Annotated in this window: 17 protein-coding genes; 14 read left to right on the top strand and 3 right to left on the bottom strand. The window is 66.5% G+C overall.

What is annotated here, in order from left to right; translation table 11 throughout:
• Positions 1-36 precede the first annotated feature (36 nt).
• Positions 37-1,260 carry a bifunctional phosphopantothenoylcysteine decarboxylase/phosphopantothenate--cysteine ligase CoaBC gene (gene coaBC / locus F1643_RS01845; RefSeq protein WP_194910100.1) on the bottom strand — a complete coding sequence of 408 codons (1,224 nt, stop codon included), beginning with the start codon at positions 1,258-1,260 and terminating at the stop codon, positions 37-39.
• Between the two features lie 207 nt (positions 1,261-1,467).
• Between coaBC and F1643_RS01840 the strand changes: the two genes are divergently transcribed.
• Positions 1,468-2,889 (top strand): sigma-54 dependent transcriptional regulator, encoded by a 1,422-nt coding sequence (locus tag F1643_RS01840; RefSeq protein WP_194910087.1) that lies wholly within the window; start codon positions 1,468-1,470, stop codon positions 2,887-2,889.
• Between the two features lie 288 nt (positions 2,890-3,177).
• Complete coding sequence (locus F1643_RS01835; RefSeq protein ID WP_109152670.1) at positions 3,178-3,387, top strand: cold-shock protein; 210 nt, start codon at positions 3,178-3,180, stop codon at positions 3,385-3,387.
• A 15-nt stretch (positions 3,388-3,402) separates the two neighbouring features.
• Here the strand turns inward: F1643_RS01835 and F1643_RS01830 are convergent, their stop codons facing one another.
• Complete coding sequence (locus tag F1643_RS01830; protein ID WP_194910085.1) at positions 3,403-4,281, bottom strand: hybrid sensor histidine kinase/response regulator; 879 nt, start codon at positions 4,279-4,281, stop codon at positions 3,403-3,405.
• Positions 4,282-4,518: 237 nt separating this feature from the next.
• On the opposite strand from F1643_RS01830, the gene trpB reads away from it, so the two are divergent.
• The 7 genes from trpB to F1643_RS01795 are packed head-to-tail and all read left to right on the top strand — an operon-like array spanning position 4,519 to position 11,113.
• Entirely contained in the window at positions 4,519-5,736 is a 1,218-nt protein-coding gene (trpB, locus tag F1643_RS01825; protein WP_194910083.1) for a tryptophan synthase subunit beta, read from the top strand.
• Between the two features lie 8 nt (positions 5,737-5,744).
• Positions 5,745-6,590: a tryptophan synthase subunit alpha gene (gene trpA, locus F1643_RS01820; RefSeq protein WP_194910082.1), complete on the top strand. Its 846-nt coding sequence runs from the start codon at positions 5,745-5,747 to the stop codon at positions 6,588-6,590.
• 35 nt (positions 6,591-6,625) lie between these two features.
• Positions 6,626-7,096 carry a hypothetical protein gene (locus tag F1643_RS01815; RefSeq protein WP_194910080.1) on the top strand — a complete coding sequence of 157 codons (471 nt, stop codon included), beginning with the start codon at positions 6,626-6,628 and terminating at the stop codon, positions 7,094-7,096.
• Complete coding sequence (locus tag F1643_RS01810; RefSeq protein ID WP_194910078.1) at positions 7,093-7,557, top strand: HEPN domain-containing protein; 465 nt, start codon at positions 7,093-7,095, stop codon at positions 7,555-7,557. Before F1643_RS01815 ends, F1643_RS01810 begins: the two co-directional genes overlap by 4 nt.
• Positions 7,554-8,567 (top strand): acetyl-CoA carboxylase, carboxyltransferase subunit beta, encoded by a 1,014-nt coding sequence (accD, locus tag F1643_RS01805; RefSeq protein WP_194910076.1) that lies wholly within the window; start codon positions 7,554-7,556, stop codon positions 8,565-8,567. The genes F1643_RS01810 and accD overlap by 4 nt, the downstream gene beginning before the upstream one ends.
• Positions 8,568-8,601: 34 nt before the next feature.
• On the top strand, positions 8,602-9,975 hold the full coding sequence (locus F1643_RS01800) for a folylpolyglutamate synthase/dihydrofolate synthase family protein (RefSeq protein WP_194910075.1): 1,374 nt from the start codon (positions 8,602-8,604) through the stop codon (positions 9,973-9,975).
• A gap of 55 nt (positions 9,976-10,030) precedes the next feature.
• Positions 10,031-11,113: a DMT family transporter gene (locus tag F1643_RS01795; RefSeq protein WP_194910073.1), complete on the top strand. Its 1,083-nt coding sequence runs from the start codon at positions 10,031-10,033 to the stop codon at positions 11,111-11,113.
• Positions 11,114-11,384: 271 nt separating this feature from the next.
• Here F1643_RS01795 and F1643_RS01790 read toward each other — a convergent pair whose 3' ends face one another.
• Positions 11,385-11,603: a hypothetical protein gene (locus tag F1643_RS01790; RefSeq protein ID WP_194910071.1), complete on the bottom strand. Its 219-nt coding sequence runs from the start codon at positions 11,601-11,603 to the stop codon at positions 11,385-11,387.
• Positions 11,604-12,058: 455 nt separating this feature from the next.
• On the opposite strand from F1643_RS01790, the gene F1643_RS01785 reads away from it, so the two are divergent.
• From F1643_RS01785 to F1643_RS01765, 5 genes are all read left to right on the top strand, one after another.
• Positions 12,059-12,508 (top strand): hypothetical protein, encoded by a 450-nt coding sequence (locus F1643_RS01785; RefSeq protein WP_194910070.1) that lies wholly within the window; start codon positions 12,059-12,061, stop codon positions 12,506-12,508.
• 109 nt (positions 12,509-12,617) lie between these two features.
• On the top strand, positions 12,618-14,117 hold the full coding sequence (locus F1643_RS01780) for a type I restriction-modification system subunit M (RefSeq protein ID WP_194910068.1): 1,500 nt from the start codon (positions 12,618-12,620) through the stop codon (positions 14,115-14,117).
• A 7-nt stretch (positions 14,118-14,124) separates the two neighbouring features.
• Entirely contained in the window at positions 14,125-14,466 is a 342-nt protein-coding gene (locus tag F1643_RS01775; protein ID WP_194910066.1) for a hypothetical protein, read from the top strand.
• Positions 14,463-15,668, top strand: coding sequence for a restriction endonuclease subunit S (locus F1643_RS01770; protein WP_194910064.1), 1,206 nt, complete (start codon positions 14,463-14,465; stop codon positions 15,666-15,668). Before F1643_RS01775 ends, F1643_RS01770 begins: the two co-directional genes overlap by 4 nt.
• Before the next feature lie 166 nt (positions 15,669-15,834).
• Positions 15,835-16,620, top strand: coding sequence for a DUF3800 domain-containing protein (locus tag F1643_RS01765; protein ID WP_206692230.1), 786 nt, complete (start codon positions 15,835-15,837; stop codon positions 16,618-16,620).
• Positions 16,621-16,719 lie beyond the last annotated feature (99 nt).

The following is a 16,719-nucleotide window of genomic DNA, read 5'->3' as shown; positions in this document are numbered from 1 at the left end:
GTGGTTGGGCGGTGGTAGAGAGGCACCGGGTAGACGCTACTTTCCTGCGAAATGCCCCGCCACCGCCTCGGCCAGCCGGGCGGCGACGGCGTCCTTGGGCATAGTCGGCCAGGACTCGACCCCGTCGGCGCGGATCAGGTGGACGGTGTTGTCGCTGCCGCCGAAGGTGCCGGTGCCGGGGGAGACGTCGTTGGCGACGATCCAGTCGCAGCCCTTGCGGGCGCGCTTGGCGGTGGCGTAGGCCAGCACGTCGCCGGTCTCCGCCGCGAAGCCGACGACCAGCGCAGGGCGGCGCCCGCCGGGCCGGGACAGGGTGGCGAGGATGTCGGGGTTCTCGGCCAGGGCCAGCGCAGGCGGGCCGCCGCCGTCCTTCTTCAGCTTGCGGTCGGACGCGCCCTCGACGCGCCAGTCGGCGACCGCGGCGGCACAGACCGCGATGTCGGCGGGCAGCGCCGCCTCGCAGGCCGCCAGCATCTCGCGCGCCGTCTCGATATGGACGACGCTGCAGCCGGGCGGGTCGGGCAGGCGGGTCGGGCCGCTGACCAGCGTCACCGCCGCCCCCAGCTTCGCCAGGGCGGCGGCGATGGCATGCCCCTGCTTGCCCGACGAGCGATTGGCGATGTAGCGCACCGGGTCGATCGGCTCGTGCGTCGGGCCGCTGGTGACGACGGCACGGCGTCCGGCGAGGGGGCGGTGCGCGTCCTCCGCGAAGATCCCCGCGATGGCGTCGATGATCTCCATCGGCTCGGCCATGCGGCCGGGGCCGTATTCGTTGCAGGCCATCACGCCCTCGTTCGGGCCGACGCGCCGGACGCCGCGGCTTTCCAGCAGCGCCATGTTGGCCTGGGTCGCGGCATGCTGCCACATCCGCACATTCATGGCGGGGGCGACCAGCACCGGCTTGTCGGTGGCCAGCAGGACGGTGGCGGCCAGATCGTCGGCCATGCCGGCGGCCATGCGCGCCAGCAGGTTGGCGGTGGCCGGCGCCACCACCAGCAGGTCGGCCTCGCGCGACAGGCGGATGTGGCCCATCTCCGATTCGTCGGTCAGCGACCACAGGTCCCGGTAGACGGTGTCCTCGGTCAACGCCTGTACCGACAACGGCGTGACGAAGCGGGCGCCGGCCTCGGTCAGCACCGCGCGCACCGTCACGCCGCGTTCGCGCAGGCGGCGGATCAGGTCCAGGCTCTTGTAGGCGGCAATGCCGCCGGCGATGACCAGCAGCACGCGCTTGCCGGCCAGAATGGCGTGATCGGCCATGGCGAACCCCCTCTTCCGACACCTCGATGCCCGCTGCTGATAGTTCATCGCGCTTCCCCCGGCAAGCGGCGGCACCGCGACCTATCCGGTCCGGCAGTGATATCGATGCGTTCACGCCCCGCGCATGCGCGTGGGGGTGGGATTTTCAGAAATATCTGTTAGACAATAGGGGCAGCCCCGCCCCTACCTCTGCGTGTCGCCCACAGCATGCCGCCCGGTTCCATCCCCGTCCTGCTGATCGAAGACACGCCGTCGCTGGCCCGTGTCTATGCGGAATACCTGAAGAAGGAATCCCACACCGTCATCTCGGTGGAGACGGGGGCCGACGCGCTGGCGCAGCTGAACGACGGCGCGCCCAAGGTGGTGCTGCTGGACCTGCAGCTGCCGGACATGAACGGGATGGAGGTGCTGAAACGCATCGACACCCAGGCCCTGCCCTGCGCGGTCATCGTCATCACCGCCCACGGCTCGGTGAAGGCGGCGGTGGAGGCGATGCGCTACGGCGCCTATGATTTCCTGGTGAAGCCCTTCTCCGCCGACCGGCTGGTGGTGACGGTCCGCAACGCGATGGAGCGTCTGCGGCTGGCCCAGCTGGTCGACACCTTCGAGAAGGACCTGAACCGCGCCCGCTATCACGGCTTCATCGGCTCGTCGCTGGCGATGCAGGCGGTCTACCGCATCGTCGACAGCGCCGCCTCCTCGCGAGCCACCGTCTTCATCACCGGCGAGTCCGGCACCGGCAAGGAGGTCTGCGCCGAGGCGATCCACCGCCAGAGCCAGCGGGCGGCCAGGCCCTTCATTGCCATCAACTGCGGCGCCATCCCGAAGGATCTCATGGAAAGCGAGATCTTCGGCCATGTGAAGGGCAGCTTCACCGGGGCGGTGTCCGACCGCGAGGGCGCGGCGGCACGCGCCGATGGCGGCACCCTGTTCCTGGACGAGATCTGCGAACTGGCACCCGACCTGCAGACCAAGCTGCTGCGCTTCATCCAGACCGGCACCTTCACCCCCGTCGGCGGGTCGAAGCTGGAGAAGGTCGACCTGCGCATCGTCTGCGCCACCAACCGCGATCCCCTGCGCGAGGTGGAGGAGGGGCGGTTCCGCGAGGATCTCTATTACCGCCTGCATGTCATTCCCATCCACCTGCCGCCGCTGCGCGAGCGCGAGGACGACGTGCTGGAGATCGCCCGCCATTATCTGGCGGAATTCGCGAAGGAGGAGAAGAAGGGCTTCACCAGCTTCTCCCCCGAAGCGCAACAGGCGCTGCGCCATTACCACTGGCCGGGCAATGTCCGGCAGCTGCAGAATGTCGTGCGCATCGTCGCGGTCCTGCATGACGGCGACACGGTGACGCCGGAGATGCTGCCGCCGCCGCTGGGCGCGCCGCAGCCGCTGGTTCCCGCCGTAGTACCCGCCCTGGCGGCGGCCGGTGCCGCCCCGGCGCCGCGCCCGCATGTCCCCCCTTCCCCCGACTCCATCAAGCCCCTGTGGGAGGTGGAGAAGGACGCCATCGAGGATGCCATCGCCGCCTGCGACGGCAACATCCCGCGCGCCGCCGCCCTGCTGCAGATCAGCGCCTCGACGATCTACCGCAAACGTCTTGCCTGGCAAGCCGAAGGAAAACTCTAAGCCTTTATTTCAGCAAGAATTTCCTGACGAAGCGCCGAATCTGCCAAGAAACGGGCTAATACCCTTCGACAAAGTTCCGTCGCCTTGGTCGTAATTCCACTCGGGATTTCGTCATCCTTTGTCCTATGCCGTGAGACGGAATTGCCCGCAACCACAGCATGCGGCTAGCCTCCCCGCACAATGTCTTGGTTCCGCTTGCCCGGCAGACCTCATGGCGCGGCCGATGCCGGCGATTCCGGACCAATCCGTTTTGCTAAGACTTGTCTCGCAGTGACCAGGGGGAGGCTCATGACCAACGGCACCGTAAAATGGTTCAACACCACCAAGGGGTACGGCTTCATCGCGCCGGAAGCCGGTTCGAAGGACGTGTTCGTGCACATCACCGCGGTCCAGCGCTCCGGCCTGCATGCCCTGTCGGAAGGCCAGCGCGTTCAGTTCGAGGTGGAGCGCGGCAACAACGGCAAGGATTCCGCGGTGAACATCAGCGTCGTCGAGTGACGGGCCCCCGCTGAGTCAGACCGGATACCCGGCGGCGCGGTAGGCCGCGATGGCGTCCCCGGCCAGCCGGGGAATCTCGCCGCGCAGCCCTTCCACCGTGTCCGCCGCCCCGTCTCCCTCCCCGTCCCCTTGGCCTTCCGCTCCTTGCGCCCCAAGCGAGGCCCGGCAGGCCATCTCCAACGCACGGGCGGCGCTGCACAGGGCGCGGGCTCCGAAGGTCCCGGCGGTGCTTTTCAGCGTGTGCGCCTCGCGCGTCAGCACGGCGCGGTCGGTCTCCGCCGCGATGCGCGCCACCCGTTCCTGCGTTTCCTCCACGAACTGCCGCAGCACGTCGGCCAGCAGCTCCGCCTCCAGATCCTGGGCCAGCTCGGCCAGGACCTCGCGGTCCAGCACCTCGCCCGCCGCTTCGGGAGCTGCCGCTGCGCAGGGGCCGAAGCCGGCTGATGCGTCGGCGGACAGGGCACCGGCAGACAGGGAGGCGCGCAGCCATTTCTCCACCGTCTCCAGCAGCAGCGCCCGGTCCACCGGCTTGGCGACATGGTCGTTCATGCCGGCGTCCTGGCAGCGGATGCGGTCGGCCTCCTCGGTGTCGGCGGTCATGGCGACCACCGGCACCCGGCCGGCCGGCCCCGGCAGGTCGCGCAGCAGCCGCGTGGCGGTCAGCCCGTCCATCTCCGGCATCGACAAATCCATCAGGATCAGGTCGTAGCCGCCGGCCTGCGCCGCCATCACCGCTTCCAATCCATTGTTCGCGGTGTCGGCGCGGTGGCCGGCCTGGGCGAGGATGGCGGTGACCAGCATCTGGTTCAGCGGACTGTCCTCCACCACCAGAATCCGGCGGGGAGCCGGCTGGAGATCCGTGGGGAGAAGCGACGGCGGCGTCCGCTGCGTCATCGGAAGCATGCTCCGCAATAAAGGAGGCACCAGTGTAAGGGCGCGGCCTTGTCCGTGCAAAGCCCCGCTCCATGTTTGCGGACGGGTGGAAATCATGGATTGCCGTGGCCCGGCGCTTCAAATCGGCGCGTCCCACCGGTATGGTGGCGCGCTCGGCCGGCGTCCGGACCCGATATGCCGCCCGCAAGACCGAGCCCTATCCCGGCTTTCCTTCGACTTCAGGCAGTGCCGCAGACGATGACCAAACTGAACACCTACCGCTCCGGTCCCGACGAGCGCGGGCATTTCGGAATCTTTGGCGGCCGCTTCGTCGCCGAGACGCTGATGCCCCTGATCCTGGAGGTCGAGAAGGCCTATCGCGAGGCGCGGGCCGATCCCGCCTTCGAAGGCGAGATGCGCCAGCAGCTGAAGCAGTATGTCGGTCGCCCCAACCCGCTCTATTACGCCGAGCGCCTGACCGGGCAGCTGGGCGGGGCCAAGATCTACTTCAAGCGCGAGGAGCTGAACCACACCGGCGCGCACAAGATCAACAACTGCATCGGCCAGATCCTGCTGGCCCGGCGCATGGGCAAGACCCGCATCATCGCCGAGACGGGCGCCGGCCAGCATGGCGTGGCGACCGCAACCGTCTGCGCGCTCTACGACATGCCCTGCGTCATCTACATGGGCGAGACCGACATCGCCCGCCAGCAGCCCAACGTCTTCCGCATGAAGCTGCTGGGCGCCGAGGTCCGCCCAGTGACGTCGGGCAGCGGCACGCTGAAGGACGCGATGAACGAGGCGCTGCGCGACTGGGTCACCAACGTCGCCGACACCTTCTACATCATCGGCACCGCCGCCGGCCCGCATCCCTACCCCGCCATGGTCCGCGACTTCCAGTCGGTGATCGGTGACGAGGTCCGCACCCAGATGCAGGAGCTGGAAGGCCGCCTGCCCGACAGTCTGGTCGCCTGCGTCGGCGGCGGGTCGAACGCCATCGGCCTGTTCCACCCCTTCCTGGACGACTCGTCGGTGCAGATGATCGGCGTCGAGGCCGCCGGCCGCGGCATCGAGAAGGGGCCGCTCGACCATGCCGCCTCGATCAACGGCGGCCGGCCCGGCGTGCTGCACGGCAACCGCACTTACCTGCTGCAGGACGAGGATGGGCAGATCCTGGAAGGCCACTCGATCTCCGCCGGCCTCGACTATCCCGGCATCGGGCCGGAGCACAGCTGGCTGCACGACGTGGGCCGCGTCGAATACGCCTACGCCACCGACCAGGAGGCGCTGGACGCCTTCCAGCTCTGCGCCCGCACCGAGGGCATCATCCCGGCGCTGGAATCCGCCCACGGCCTTGCCGAGGTCATCAAGCGCGCACCGAAACTGCCCAAGGACCACCTGATGGTGCTGTGCCTGTCGGGCCGTGGCGACAAGGACATCTTCTCCGTCGCCAAGCATCTGGGAGTGGAACTGTGAGTGCCGACATGAAGAGTGCCGATGTTGGGGCCGATGGCCGCATCGCCCGTCGGTTCAATGCGCTGAAGGCGGAGGGACGTGCCGGTCTGGTCACCTTCATCACCGCCGGCGATCCCGATCCCGCCGTCTCGCAGGCGGTTCTGAACGGCCTGCCGGCCGCCGGCGCCGACCTGATCGAACTGGGCATGCCCTTCACCGATCCGATGGCCGATGGCCCGGCGATCCAGGCCTCCTCGCTGCGCGCGCTGAAGGCCGGCATGACGGTGCGCAAGACGCTGGAGATGGTGCGCGGCTTCCGCAGGCAGGACGCCGACACGCCGATCATCCTGATGGGCTATTTCAACCCGATCCACGCCTATGGGGTGGAGCCCTTCCTGGCCGACGCGCGCGCGGCCGGGGTGGACGGGTTGATCGTCGTCGACCTGCCGCCGGAAGAGGACGAGGAGCTGTGCCTCCCGGCGCTGAAGGCCGGCGTCAGCTTCGTCCGCCTGACCACGCCGACCACCGACGAGGCGCGCATGCCCATGGTGATGCGCAACACGTCGGGCTTCGTCTATTACGTGTCGATCGCCGGCATCACCGGCACCGCCAGCGCGTCGAACACCGCCATCGACGCGGCGGTCGCCCGGCTGAAGCGCCACACCGACCTGCCGGTCGCCGTGGGCTTCGGCATCAAGACGCCGGATCAGGCCGCCGAGGTCGCCCGCGTCGCCGATGCCGCCGTGGTCGGTTCCGCCATCGTCACCCGTCTGGCCGACAGCCTGGCCGCCGGGGTCGACGGGGCGGCCGCGGTCGAGGACGTGCTTGGCTTCGTCGGCGAACTGGCCAAGGGCGTGCGCGCGGCGCGGGGGTGAGCCTATATAGGGGGGGCGCCACCGGGAGACCTGTCATGGCCTATCTCTACATCGACGACGACGAACCGGAGAAGCCGCTCCCCAGCCGGGAGGAGGCGGAGGCGGAGATCGCCGATTGGAAGCGGCGGATCGACGCGCTCTATGACGAGATCGTCGGCTGGCTGCCGCCCGGCGAGGGCTATGAGGTCGACCGCTCGCGCCTGCTCCCCCGGCACGAGAACATGCAGAAGATCCTGGAGCTTCCCGGCTACGAGATCCCGCTGCTGCGGATCCGCCGGGACGGCCGGGACATCCTGATGTTCCAGCCCGACGCCCGCTGGGTCCTGTTCACCCGCGGGCGGGTCAAGCTGTATGTCGGCACCATCCGCGCCGGCGACCGCCTGCTTGCCAAGGAGGCGGACGCCGAAGGGCCGGAGTGGACATACTGGACGACGGGCAGTTGGCAGACGGGCGGAAAGCCGTGGGGTCGTGAATGCCTGCTCGATCTTCTGCGGGAGGTCGGGTGAAAGACTTTGCCGACACCTTGCGGGCGTTCGAGATTGCCAGCGAAAACCTGGAGCGTATCCAACAGGACGCATCTTTCTGGAATGACGATCCGGATGCTCTCCGGCGTTTGGACCGCTTGGCATTGGTCAATCAGCAGGCATTTTTCGTTCTGCTGTTTGCGCTGTTCGACGCAAAACTGAACACGCATTCATCGGCCTTGATCAAGCGGATGCGGAGCCAGACGGAGTGGCGGGATCGCCGCGCCTGGGACCTCCTCGACGATAAGGTCCGCAACATGCAACTCATGCAGCGGGTGGCATTGCTCACCGACAAGGGCGGGGACGTTTACAAGCGCATCAAAGAGCTTTACGACATCCGCAACCGAATCGCCCATGGAACCCTGCTGACCGAAGAGATCGACGTCGCGGAGATAGCTCGTGAAATCCAGCTCTTCGCCGCCGGTCTGAACGAGGCATCATGAACTGGCTTACCAACTACGTCCGTCCCAAGATCCGCGCGCTCTACGCGCGCAAGGAAGTGCCCGACAATCTCTGGCACAAATGCCCGAGCTGCGAGTCGATGCTGTTCCACCGTGATCTGGAAGAGAACCTGCACGTCTGCCAGCATTGCGGCTTCCACATGCGGCTGGACCCCATCAAGCGTCTGGAGTCGATGTTCGACGACGGCGCCTACGAGGGTGTCGAGCTGCCGAAGTCGGTCGCCGATCCGCTGAAGTTCCGCGACCAGAAGCGCTACACCGACCGCCTGAAGGAAGCCCAGACGAAGACCGGCCGCACCGACGCCATCGTGGTGGGCGAGGGGCGGATCGGCGGCCATGCCGCCGTGGTCGCCGCCTTCGACTTCGGCTTCATGGGCGGGTCGATGGGCATCGCCGTCGGCGAAGGGCTGCTGACCGCCGCCCGTCTGGCGGTGGCGAAGAACGCGCCGCTGATCGTGGTTCCGGCATCGGGCGGTGCCCGCATGCAGGAAGGCATCCTGTCGCTGATGCAGATGCCGCGCACCACCATCGCGGTGGAGATGGTCAAGGAAGCCGGCCTGCCCTACATCGTGGTGCTGACCGACCCGACCACCGGCGGCGTCACCGCCAGCTTCGCCATGCTGGGCGACATCCACATCGCCGAGAAGGGCGCACAGATCGGCTTCGCCGGTGCCCGCGTGATCGAGAGCACGATCCGCGAAACCCTGCCGGAAGGCTTCCAGCGCTCCGAATACCTGATGGAACACGGCATGGTCGACATGGTCGTCCACCGCCGCGACCTGCGCCCGACGCTGGTCCGCACCATCGGCCTGCTGATGACGCCGCGCATCGACGCGGTGGTGGAGGACATCGACCTGACCGCCGCCGAGGCGGCCGACGGCGAGCCGGCCCAGATGCCCCAATCGGCGACGCAGGCGACTGCGGCCCAGCCGGTCGCGACGCAGCAGGCGTTCTCTCAGCCGGCGGCTCCGATCCAGGCCGGCGACGACTGACCGGCACCCCCTGCCCACCCGACCAGAGACGATCATGACCGACGCCTCCCTTCCGCTGGCCCATCCGCCCGCCCGGCCGGCCGCGACCCGTTCCGACCCGGTGTTGGACCGGTTGAAGGGGCTTCATCCCAAGGTCATCGACCTGTCGCTGGATAGGGTGCACCGTCTGCTGGCGGCGTTGGACCATCCGGAGCGGAAGCTGCCGCCGGTGGTCCATGTCGCCGGCACCAACGGCAAGGGATCGACGGTCGCCTTCCTGCGCGCGATTCTGGAGGCGGCCGGCTACCGCGTCCATGTCTACACCTCTCCGCACCTCGTGCGCTTTCACGAACGCATCCGGCTGGGCGGGCATCAGGGTGGGCGGCTGATCGACGACGATCATCTGGCCACCCTGCTGGAGGAGTGCGAGATCGCCAATGCCGGCAACCCGATCACCTTCTTCGAGGTGACGACGGTCGCCGCCTTCCTCGCCTTCTCCCGCATGCCGGCCGACGTGGTCCTGCTGGAGACCGGGCTGGGCGGGCGGCTGGACGCCACCAATGTGGTGGCGAAGCCGGCGGTGACGGCGATCACCCGCATCTCCTACGACCACCGCCAGTTCCTGGGCGACTCGCTGCTGGAGATCGGCAGCGAGAAGGCCGGCATCTTCAAGCCGGGCGTCCCGGTTGTGCTGGCCCCGCAGCCGGAGGCCGACGCGCTCAGGGCGCTGAAGCTGCGCGCCAACGCCATCGCCGCTCCCATACAGAGCTGGTCGGTGCAGGAGCGACCGGACGGCTTCCGTTTCGAGAGCGCCAGGCGGCAGCTCGACCTGCCGATGCCGGGTCTGGCCGGCGTCCACCAGATCACCAATGCCGGCGTCGCCATCGCCTGCCTGGACCACCTGCCGCTGGCCGTGGACGACGAGGCGGTGCGCAAGGGTCTCGCCACCGTCGAATGGCCGGGCCGGCTGCAGCGCCTGACCCGCGGCCCGCTGGCCGAAAGCCTGCCGCCGGGCTGGGAGCTGTGGCTGGACGGCGGCCACAACGACTCGGCGGGTGAGGTGCTGGCCCGGCAGGCGGTCGACTGGTCGCGCGGCCAGCCCGGCAACGGTCGATCGGAGGACTCTCCTGCCCTCCCGTTGTTCGTGATCTACGGCATGCTGTCCAGCAAGGACCCGTTCGAGTTCCTGGGCCCGCTGGCTCCCTTCACCCATTCCCTGCGCGCGGTGGCGATCCCCGGCGAGGAAGCCAGCTTCACCTCGGAGGAATCCTGCGAGACCGCCAAGCTCTGCGGCATCCGCGACCATGCGGCCGCCGACAGCGTGGATACGGCCCTGGCAGACCTCGTGGCCAATCGTCCGGGACCGGCGCGCGTCCTGATCTGCGGCTCGCTCTATCTGGCCGGGACGGTGCTGGCGGAGAACGGCTGAGATCCGTCATTGTCGGGAGGCGGGTTTTTCCAGCCACCGGACGGGTGAAGCTCCCATGGTTCGCACGGGTTCGACGACCGCGATTCTGGCTGCCGTGCTCTTCGGCGTCAGCACGCCGCTGGCGAAGCTGCTGGTCCATGACCTGTCGCCCTGGATGCTGGCGGGCCTGCTGTATCTCGGCTCCGGAACCGGCCTGGGGCTGGTCCGGCTGGTCCGTGGGCTGGCGGTCTCGGCGGAGCGGGGCGAACGGAGCATCCGCGGCACCGAGTGGTTCTGGCTGCTGGGCGCCGTCTTGGCCGGGGGGATCGCCGCACCGGTGCTGCTGATGTCCGGCTTGGCGGTCACGCCGGCATCGAGCGCTTCGCTTCTGCTCAATCTGGAAGGGGTGTTCACCGCTCTCCTGGCATGGTTCGTCTTCCATGAAGGCTTCGACCGGCGGCTCGTCGCCGGCATGATCGCCATCGTCGCGGGGGCGGCCGTGCTGTCCTGGGGCGGATCGCTGGACATTGCAAACGGTTGGGCAAACGGTTGGGCAAACGGTTGGGCAAGCGGCTGGGGACCGGCCGCGGTCGCCACTGCCTGCCTGATGTGGGCGGTGGACAACAACCTGACCCGCAAGGTCTCGCTGGCCGACCCCATGGACATCGCCGCGATCAAGGGGCTGGTCGCTGGCGGCGTCAATGTCGGGATCGCCCTTGCCCTCGGCGACGGCATGCCCGCCGTGCCGACGATGATCGCGGCCATGCTGGTCGGGCTGCTGGGCTACGGCGTCAGCCTCGTGCTGTTCGTGATCGCCCTGCGGCACATCGGCACCGCCAGGACCGGAGCGTATTTCTCCACGGCCCCCTTCGTCGGAGCCATCGCCTCGCTGGCGATGTTTGGGGAGCCGCTGACGGCCGGGATGGTCGCCGCGGCGGTCCTGATGGGAATCGGTGTCTGGCTGCACCTGACCGAGGATCACGACCATGAGCATGTCCATGAGGAGATCGAGCACGATCACCCGCACGTCCACGACGAGCATCACCAGCACGGTCACGACGGCCCGGTGACCGAACCGCACACCCACAAGCATCGTCACGGCCGACTACGACACCGGCACGCCCACTTCCCCGATGCCCACCACGTCCACCCGCACTGAGGCGTGGGCCAAAACCGACAGCAGGAGCCCCTATGGGAAGCGTCGCCGACAAGATCGCCCGGAAGGTGGCGACCCAGATCCGGTCGAACGTCATCGACCTGTCCGCGTTTCGGGCGAGCCGGGAGCGTGCCGTTGAGGCCGGTCTCGACGGCAGCCGCTTCAAGGACCTTGTCGAGCAGGGCTACGATCCGGCCTTCGCCTTCTACGCCCAGGGGCTGACGCTGGTGTCGATGTTCGCCGAGGCGATCTCCGCCATGCCCGAGGCGAAGGGCTACGCCAAGGCGGTGGCGAAGGCCGAGGACGAGTACATGCCCGAAGGCCCGCCGATCAGTCCGCTGACGGCGAGCCACTTCAACATGTGGGCCTTCTTCGACCTCCAGTTCGGGGCCAGCCGGGAGACCATGGGAACCTGCATCCTGCGGATGGCGGAGACCACCGGCATGCCGGCTTGGATCGCCGACATCGTCCGGCCGATGCAGGAGTCCCGCATGGGGTTCTATGTCCACATGGGCATGGACGGCCCGCTGGTTCTGCTGAAGGACATCGTCACCCGGCAGGTCCGGCGGTGCCACTCCGCGACGGGGTATGCGGGGGAACCCGGCCAACTCTGGTACACCCGCCTGCTGCCCCCACCGCTCCCGGACATCGGCCATCATGTGGTGATCACCACGCCCTACGTGGTGCTGGACGGGACGGAGCAGCGGTTCCTGGACTACATCGGCCGCGAGGTCGCCCGGATGGCCGCGGCTGGCGGCCGGAAAGTCGCGGACGCCGAAACCCCTGCTGAAGGTCGGCCCGACCGCAAACCACTGGAACGAGTACATTTTCCTCGCCTATGTCAACCACCAGTCCGACGCCATCTTCCTGGCCGGCGTTCCCGACTTTCGCGAAAGCCTGCCGCAGGCGTGACGCGTCGGGCCGCCGCACTGACAGGAGAGCAACACCATGGCCGAAGCCGCCACCCACATCGTCCGGGCCGCCCTTCGGCCCAAGCTCTACCGGGACATCGAGATCCCGAGCGACCGCTCCCTCCACGACCTCGCCGAGGCCATCGTCCGGGCCTACGATTTCGACCTGGACCACGCCTTCGGGTTCTTCCCCAAGCTCACCGGCAACATCTACGACGCCAAGCCCCGGTATGAACTCTTCGCCGACATGGGCGAGGGCGGCGACTCCCTCAGCGTCAGGAAGACGACGGTGGCCCAGGCGTTCTCGAAGGTCGGGACGGCGATGACGTTCCTGTTCGACTATGGAGACGAGTGGCGGTTCCGGGTCGAGGTCCTGGCCCTCGGCGAGCGGGAGCCACGCAAACGCTATCCCAGAGTGGTCGCGTCGGTCGGCAAGGCCCCGCCCCAGTACCCGGACCCCGACGAGGACTTCGACGAGGAGGACTGAGCCGGCCACCCTGCCGCAGCCCCGCTTCCGGTCAACGCCGTTGCCTGCCGCACCCGGTCTGATAGAGTGCCGCCGCTTTGCACATCTTTGAAGAGACGTTGGGCTCGCGATGGCCGTTCTGACCCTGGACCAGCTTGAATCCCACCTGTGGAAAGCCGCCGATATCCTGCGGGGTTCCATCGATTCGTCGGACTACAAGCACTACATCTTTGGGTTGCTGTTCTACAAGCGGCTCTGCGACGTGTGGGAGGAGGAGTACGAGGAGCGGATGGCCAAGTACGGCGACGCCGCTCTGGCCGCCGACCCGGACGAGCACCGCTTCCACATTCCCGAGGGGCGGTTCTGGAACGACGTTCGGTCGAAGGCGACCAACATCGGCGAACGACTGAACGCCGCGTTCCACGCCGTCGAAGACGCCAATCACCGCCTGCGGGGCGTCTTCCAGGACGTGGACTTCAACAACAAGGAACGGTTCCCCGACGCGTCGCTTGAGAAGCTGCTCCAGCATTTCGAGAAGCATCGCCTCCGCAACGCCGACGTGGAGCCGGACGTTCTGGGGCAAGCCTACGAATATCTGATCGAGCGGTTCGCCGACGATTCCGGCAAGAAGGGCGGCGAATTCTACACCCCGAAGATGGTGGTGCGGCTGCTGGTGGAGTGCCTGCGGCCCGAGGAAGGCACGACCATCTACGACCCGACCTGCGGATCGGGCGGCATGCTGTTGGAGGCCTTCCACCATCTGGAGCGGCAGGGCAGGAACGCCCGCAGCCTGACCCTGTGCGGGCAGGAAAAGAACCTGAACACCTGGGCCATCGCCCAGATGAACCTGTTCTTGCACGACATCCAGGACTTCGACATCGCCCGTGGCGACACGTTGCTGGATCCGAAGCATCTGACCGGCGACGGCACCAAGGCGATCCGGACCTTCCACCGCGTGCTGGCAAACCCGCCCTTCTCCCTGAAGGACTGGGGCCACGAGGTCTGGAGCAAGGGCGACCGGTTCGGCCGCGACCGCTACGGCTGCCCGCCCAAATCCTACGGCGATCTCGCCTTCGTCCAGCACATGGTCGCCAGCCTGCGGCAGGACGGCATGCTGGGGGTGGTGCTGCCCCACGGTATCCTGTTCCGTGGCGGGGCGGAGGGCCGCATCCGCGAGGGCATGCTGAAGGACGACCTGATCGAGGCGGTGATCGGCCTTGCCCCCAACCTGTTCTACGGGGCCGGCATTCCCGCCTGCATCCTGATCGTCCGCAAGTCGAAGCCGAAGGACCGCCGGGGGAAGGTGCTGTTCGTCAACGGGGCCGAGCAGTTCATCGAAGGCAAGGCCCAGAACCACCTGTCCGACGCCAACGTCGCCACGCTCGCCCAGGCGTATCACGACTATGCCGATGTGGATCGCCTCGCCCGCGTGGTGCCGATGGCGGAGATCACCGGCAACGACCACAACCTCAACATCAGCCGCTATGTCCACCTGACCGAGGAGGAGGAGGACCTGGACGTGGCCGAGGAGGTCCAGAAGCTCCTGGAACTGCGGGAGCAGCGGGACGCCGCCGAGGCCCGGATGATGGGGTTCCTGCGGGAACTCGGCTACCTGCCGGACGGAGCGTGAGGACGCCATGCCGGACAGCACCGTCAGTCTTCGCCGGACCGAAGATGCAACTTGTAAGTCCGTCTTACAGGTTCGAGCCGAGGGGGCAACTGTCAAAGATCATTTGACGGTTCACGCCGAGGGGCGGCTATCGTCTCCCCGCACCATCGCTGTCAACGAACGGCCGCTGCTCAGCGGGAACGGCCGGATCAGCCACGACGCCATGAAACGCATCGCCCACGACCGCTACGACGAGTTCGACCGCCAGCGGAAGCAGCAGGACGCCATCGCCGCCGACGCGGCGGGAATGGAGGAACTGAAGGCCATCGAAGCTGAGATGTCGAAGACCCGGAAGGGGAGCGGGCGATGAGGGTGCCGGAGGGGTGGTGGCCCGTTCGCCTCGGTGATGTCGCAAGAGAATCCCGCCTTCGCAACGATGGTTCAGCAATCGATGCCGAGCGACTCTATGGCGTCTTCAAGCATGAAGGCATGGTGCCGACGCGGGACCGGGTCCGCGGTGCCAGTGTCGAACGCTGTAAAGTGGTGAAGCCGGGGGCTTTCGCATACAACCCTATGCGGTTGAACATCGGGTCCATCGCGTGCTCGACGGGGAGCGACAACGTCATTGTCAGCCCCGACTATGTGGTCTTCGAATGCGACCCGCGGCAGTTGGACCACCGGTATTTGGACCATCTGCGGAAAGGTCGCGATTGGGTAAAGTTTACTGAGCAGGCAGGTGACGGCGGTGTCCGAGTCCGCATTTATTTCGACCACCTTGCGGAGTTTCGCTTCCTTTTGCCGCCGCTTTCTGAGCAATGCGGCATCGCGGAGGCATTGTCCAGTGTAGACGATACTATTACTGCGACGAGGGCGGTGATTGAACAGAATCGCAAGGTTAGGCAGAGCGTCCTAAACCAACTGTTGACTAGAGGTATCGGACACATCCGCTTTATTGAAACCGAGATCGGAGCCATTCCAGAGACATGGCGGCTGAAGACACTCGGAGAATTGTGCTCCCTCACCAATGGAAATGGATTTCGTCCACCGGATTGGACAGACCACGGCCTGCCGATTATCCGAATTCAGAACCTCAATGGCTCGAGAGAATTCAATCATTTTGCTGGAACACCGAAGCCTAAATGGATTGTAGAAGCCGGCGATCTGCTTTTTTCTTGGGCTGGAGTCAGAGGAGTGTCGTTTGGTCCTTACATCTGGGATGGCCCCCGCGGTGTGCTCAACCAACATATCTTCAAAGTGCATCCGTCACCTGACGTGAATAAGTTCTGGCTCTATCACGCGATGAGGCTGGTTACGGCTCGCATCGAAGCAAAGGCCCATGGATTTAAGGCGAGCCTTCTTCACGTTCATAAGTCGGAGATCACCGGTCAGCTTGTTGCAGTGCCGCCAGAGAGAGAGCAAGAGGAAGTTGTCCATCGCCTCAATGCTCTTTCCCAATCGGAACAGTGTTCCAAGGACACCTTGGCCCAACTGGAAAAGACCAAATCCGCCCTCCTGTCCGACCTCCTGACCGGCCGGAAGCGGGTTTCCGCCGACCTCCTGACCGAAGCGTGACGCACAGGGCTGCCTCGCTCCATTCCGGTGGTTGCCCCCTCTGCATCAGAGCCTTTAAGATGATTGGGAAAGGGACCTCCGCAGTTCCGACGAGAGGCCCGATGGCAGCAAACGATCCGGGAGCGAAATAGGCACCTCCCGGATCGCATTCGGCGGGAATGGAATTTTGAGCCAGACAGAGAGCGACTTCAGCGACTTCATCGTGTTCGTGGACGAGAGCGGCGATCACAACCTGACCTCGATCAACCCCGAATTTCCCCTGTTCGCCCTGGCCTTCTGCATCCTGCGCAAGACGGATTACGCGACCGGCGTCGCTCCGGCGCTCGACCGCTTGAAGTTCGATACGTTCGGACACGACCTGACCGTGCTGCACAGCCGCGACATCCGCAAGCAGCAGGGGGATTTCGCCGTGTTGCGCGACGCCGCGCGGCGCAAGGCCTTCCTGGACGGCCTGTCCGCCGTCATCGGGGACTCACCCTTCACCCTGTGCGTCACGGCGATCGACAAGGTTCGTCATAAGGAAAAATACAAAAATCCCTACAACCCCTATCATTTGTCCCTGGAATACTGTTTGGAGCGGACCTGTCGCTTCCTGATCGCGCGGGGGCAGCAGGGAAAGCGCACCCACATCATCGCCGAATCGCGCGGCAAGGCGGAAGACAAGGATCTGGAATTGCAGTTCCGCCGCATCCTGGACGAGAACGAAGGCTGGAACCATCGTTTCGAGCTGCGCTTCGCGTCGAAAGCCTGCAATTCCGCCGGCCTGCAACTGGCCGATCTGGCGGCGCATCCGATCGCCCGCCATGTGCTGGCGCCCGACCAGCCCAACCGCGCCTTCGAGATCGTGGAGAAGAAACTGATGAACGATGGTCTGACCGGGATGGCGCGCCTGAACCGCCCAGCCTACCGCATCAAAGGCTATGAGGGGATCGGATTGAAGATCTTCCCCTAGCCGTAAAAGCGAAAAGGCCCTGGATCACTCCAGAGCCTCGACGCCGTTCGAGAAAGCCCGAACCATTTGAACGATACATAGTGTGATGCGGGTGACGCC

The sequence above is a fragment of the Azospirillum sp. INR13 genome, assembly GCF_015390205.1.
Lineage (GTDB): Bacteria > Pseudomonadota > Alphaproteobacteria > Azospirillales > Azospirillaceae > Azospirillum.
Note: the sequence above shows the minus strand (reverse complement) of the source record. Positions and strands in the feature narration are given on the sequence as shown.

Coding starts and splice junctions, on each gene's coding strand:
- F1643_RS01830 (WP_194910085.1), bottom strand. CDS start 4,281: ATGACGCAGCGGACGCCGCCGTCGCTTCTCCCCACGGATCTCCAGCCG.
- F1643_RS01775 (WP_194910066.1), top strand. CDS start 14,125: ATGCCGGACAGCACCGTCAGTCTTCGCCGGACCGAAGATGCAACTTGT.
- F1643_RS01800 (WP_194910075.1), top strand. CDS start 8,602: ATGACCGACGCCTCCCTTCCGCTGGCCCATCCGCCCGCCCGGCCGGCC.
- F1643_RS01815 (WP_194910080.1), top strand. CDS start 6,626: ATGGCCTATCTCTACATCGACGACGACGAACCGGAGAAGCCGCTCCCC.
- F1643_RS01795 (WP_194910073.1), top strand. CDS start 10,031: ATGGTTCGCACGGGTTCGACGACCGCGATTCTGGCTGCCGTGCTCTTC.
- F1643_RS01835 (WP_109152670.1), top strand. CDS start 3,178: ATGACCAACGGCACCGTAAAATGGTTCAACACCACCAAGGGGTACGGC.
- accD (WP_194910076.1), top strand. CDS start 7,554: ATGAACTGGCTTACCAACTACGTCCGTCCCAAGATCCGCGCGCTCTAC.
- trpB (WP_194910083.1), top strand. CDS start 4,519: ATGACCAAACTGAACACCTACCGCTCCGGTCCCGACGAGCGCGGGCAT.
- trpA (WP_194910082.1), top strand. CDS start 5,745: ATGAAGAGTGCCGATGTTGGGGCCGATGGCCGCATCGCCCGTCGGTTC.
- F1643_RS01840 (WP_194910087.1), top strand. CDS start 1,468: ATGCCGCCCGGTTCCATCCCCGTCCTGCTGATCGAAGACACGCCGTCG.
- F1643_RS01790 (WP_194910071.1), bottom strand. CDS start 11,603: ATGCGGGACTCCTGCATCGGCCGGACGATGTCGGCGATCCAAGCCGGC.
- F1643_RS01780 (WP_194910068.1), top strand. CDS start 12,618: ATGGCCGTTCTGACCCTGGACCAGCTTGAATCCCACCTGTGGAAAGCC.
- F1643_RS01785 (WP_194910070.1), top strand. CDS start 12,059: ATGGCCGAAGCCGCCACCCACATCGTCCGGGCCGCCCTTCGGCCCAAG.
- coaBC (WP_194910100.1), bottom strand. CDS start 1,260: ATGGCCGATCACGCCATTCTGGCCGGCAAGCGCGTGCTGCTGGTCATC.
- F1643_RS01770 (WP_194910064.1), top strand. CDS start 14,463: ATGAGGGTGCCGGAGGGGTGGTGGCCCGTTCGCCTCGGTGATGTCGCA.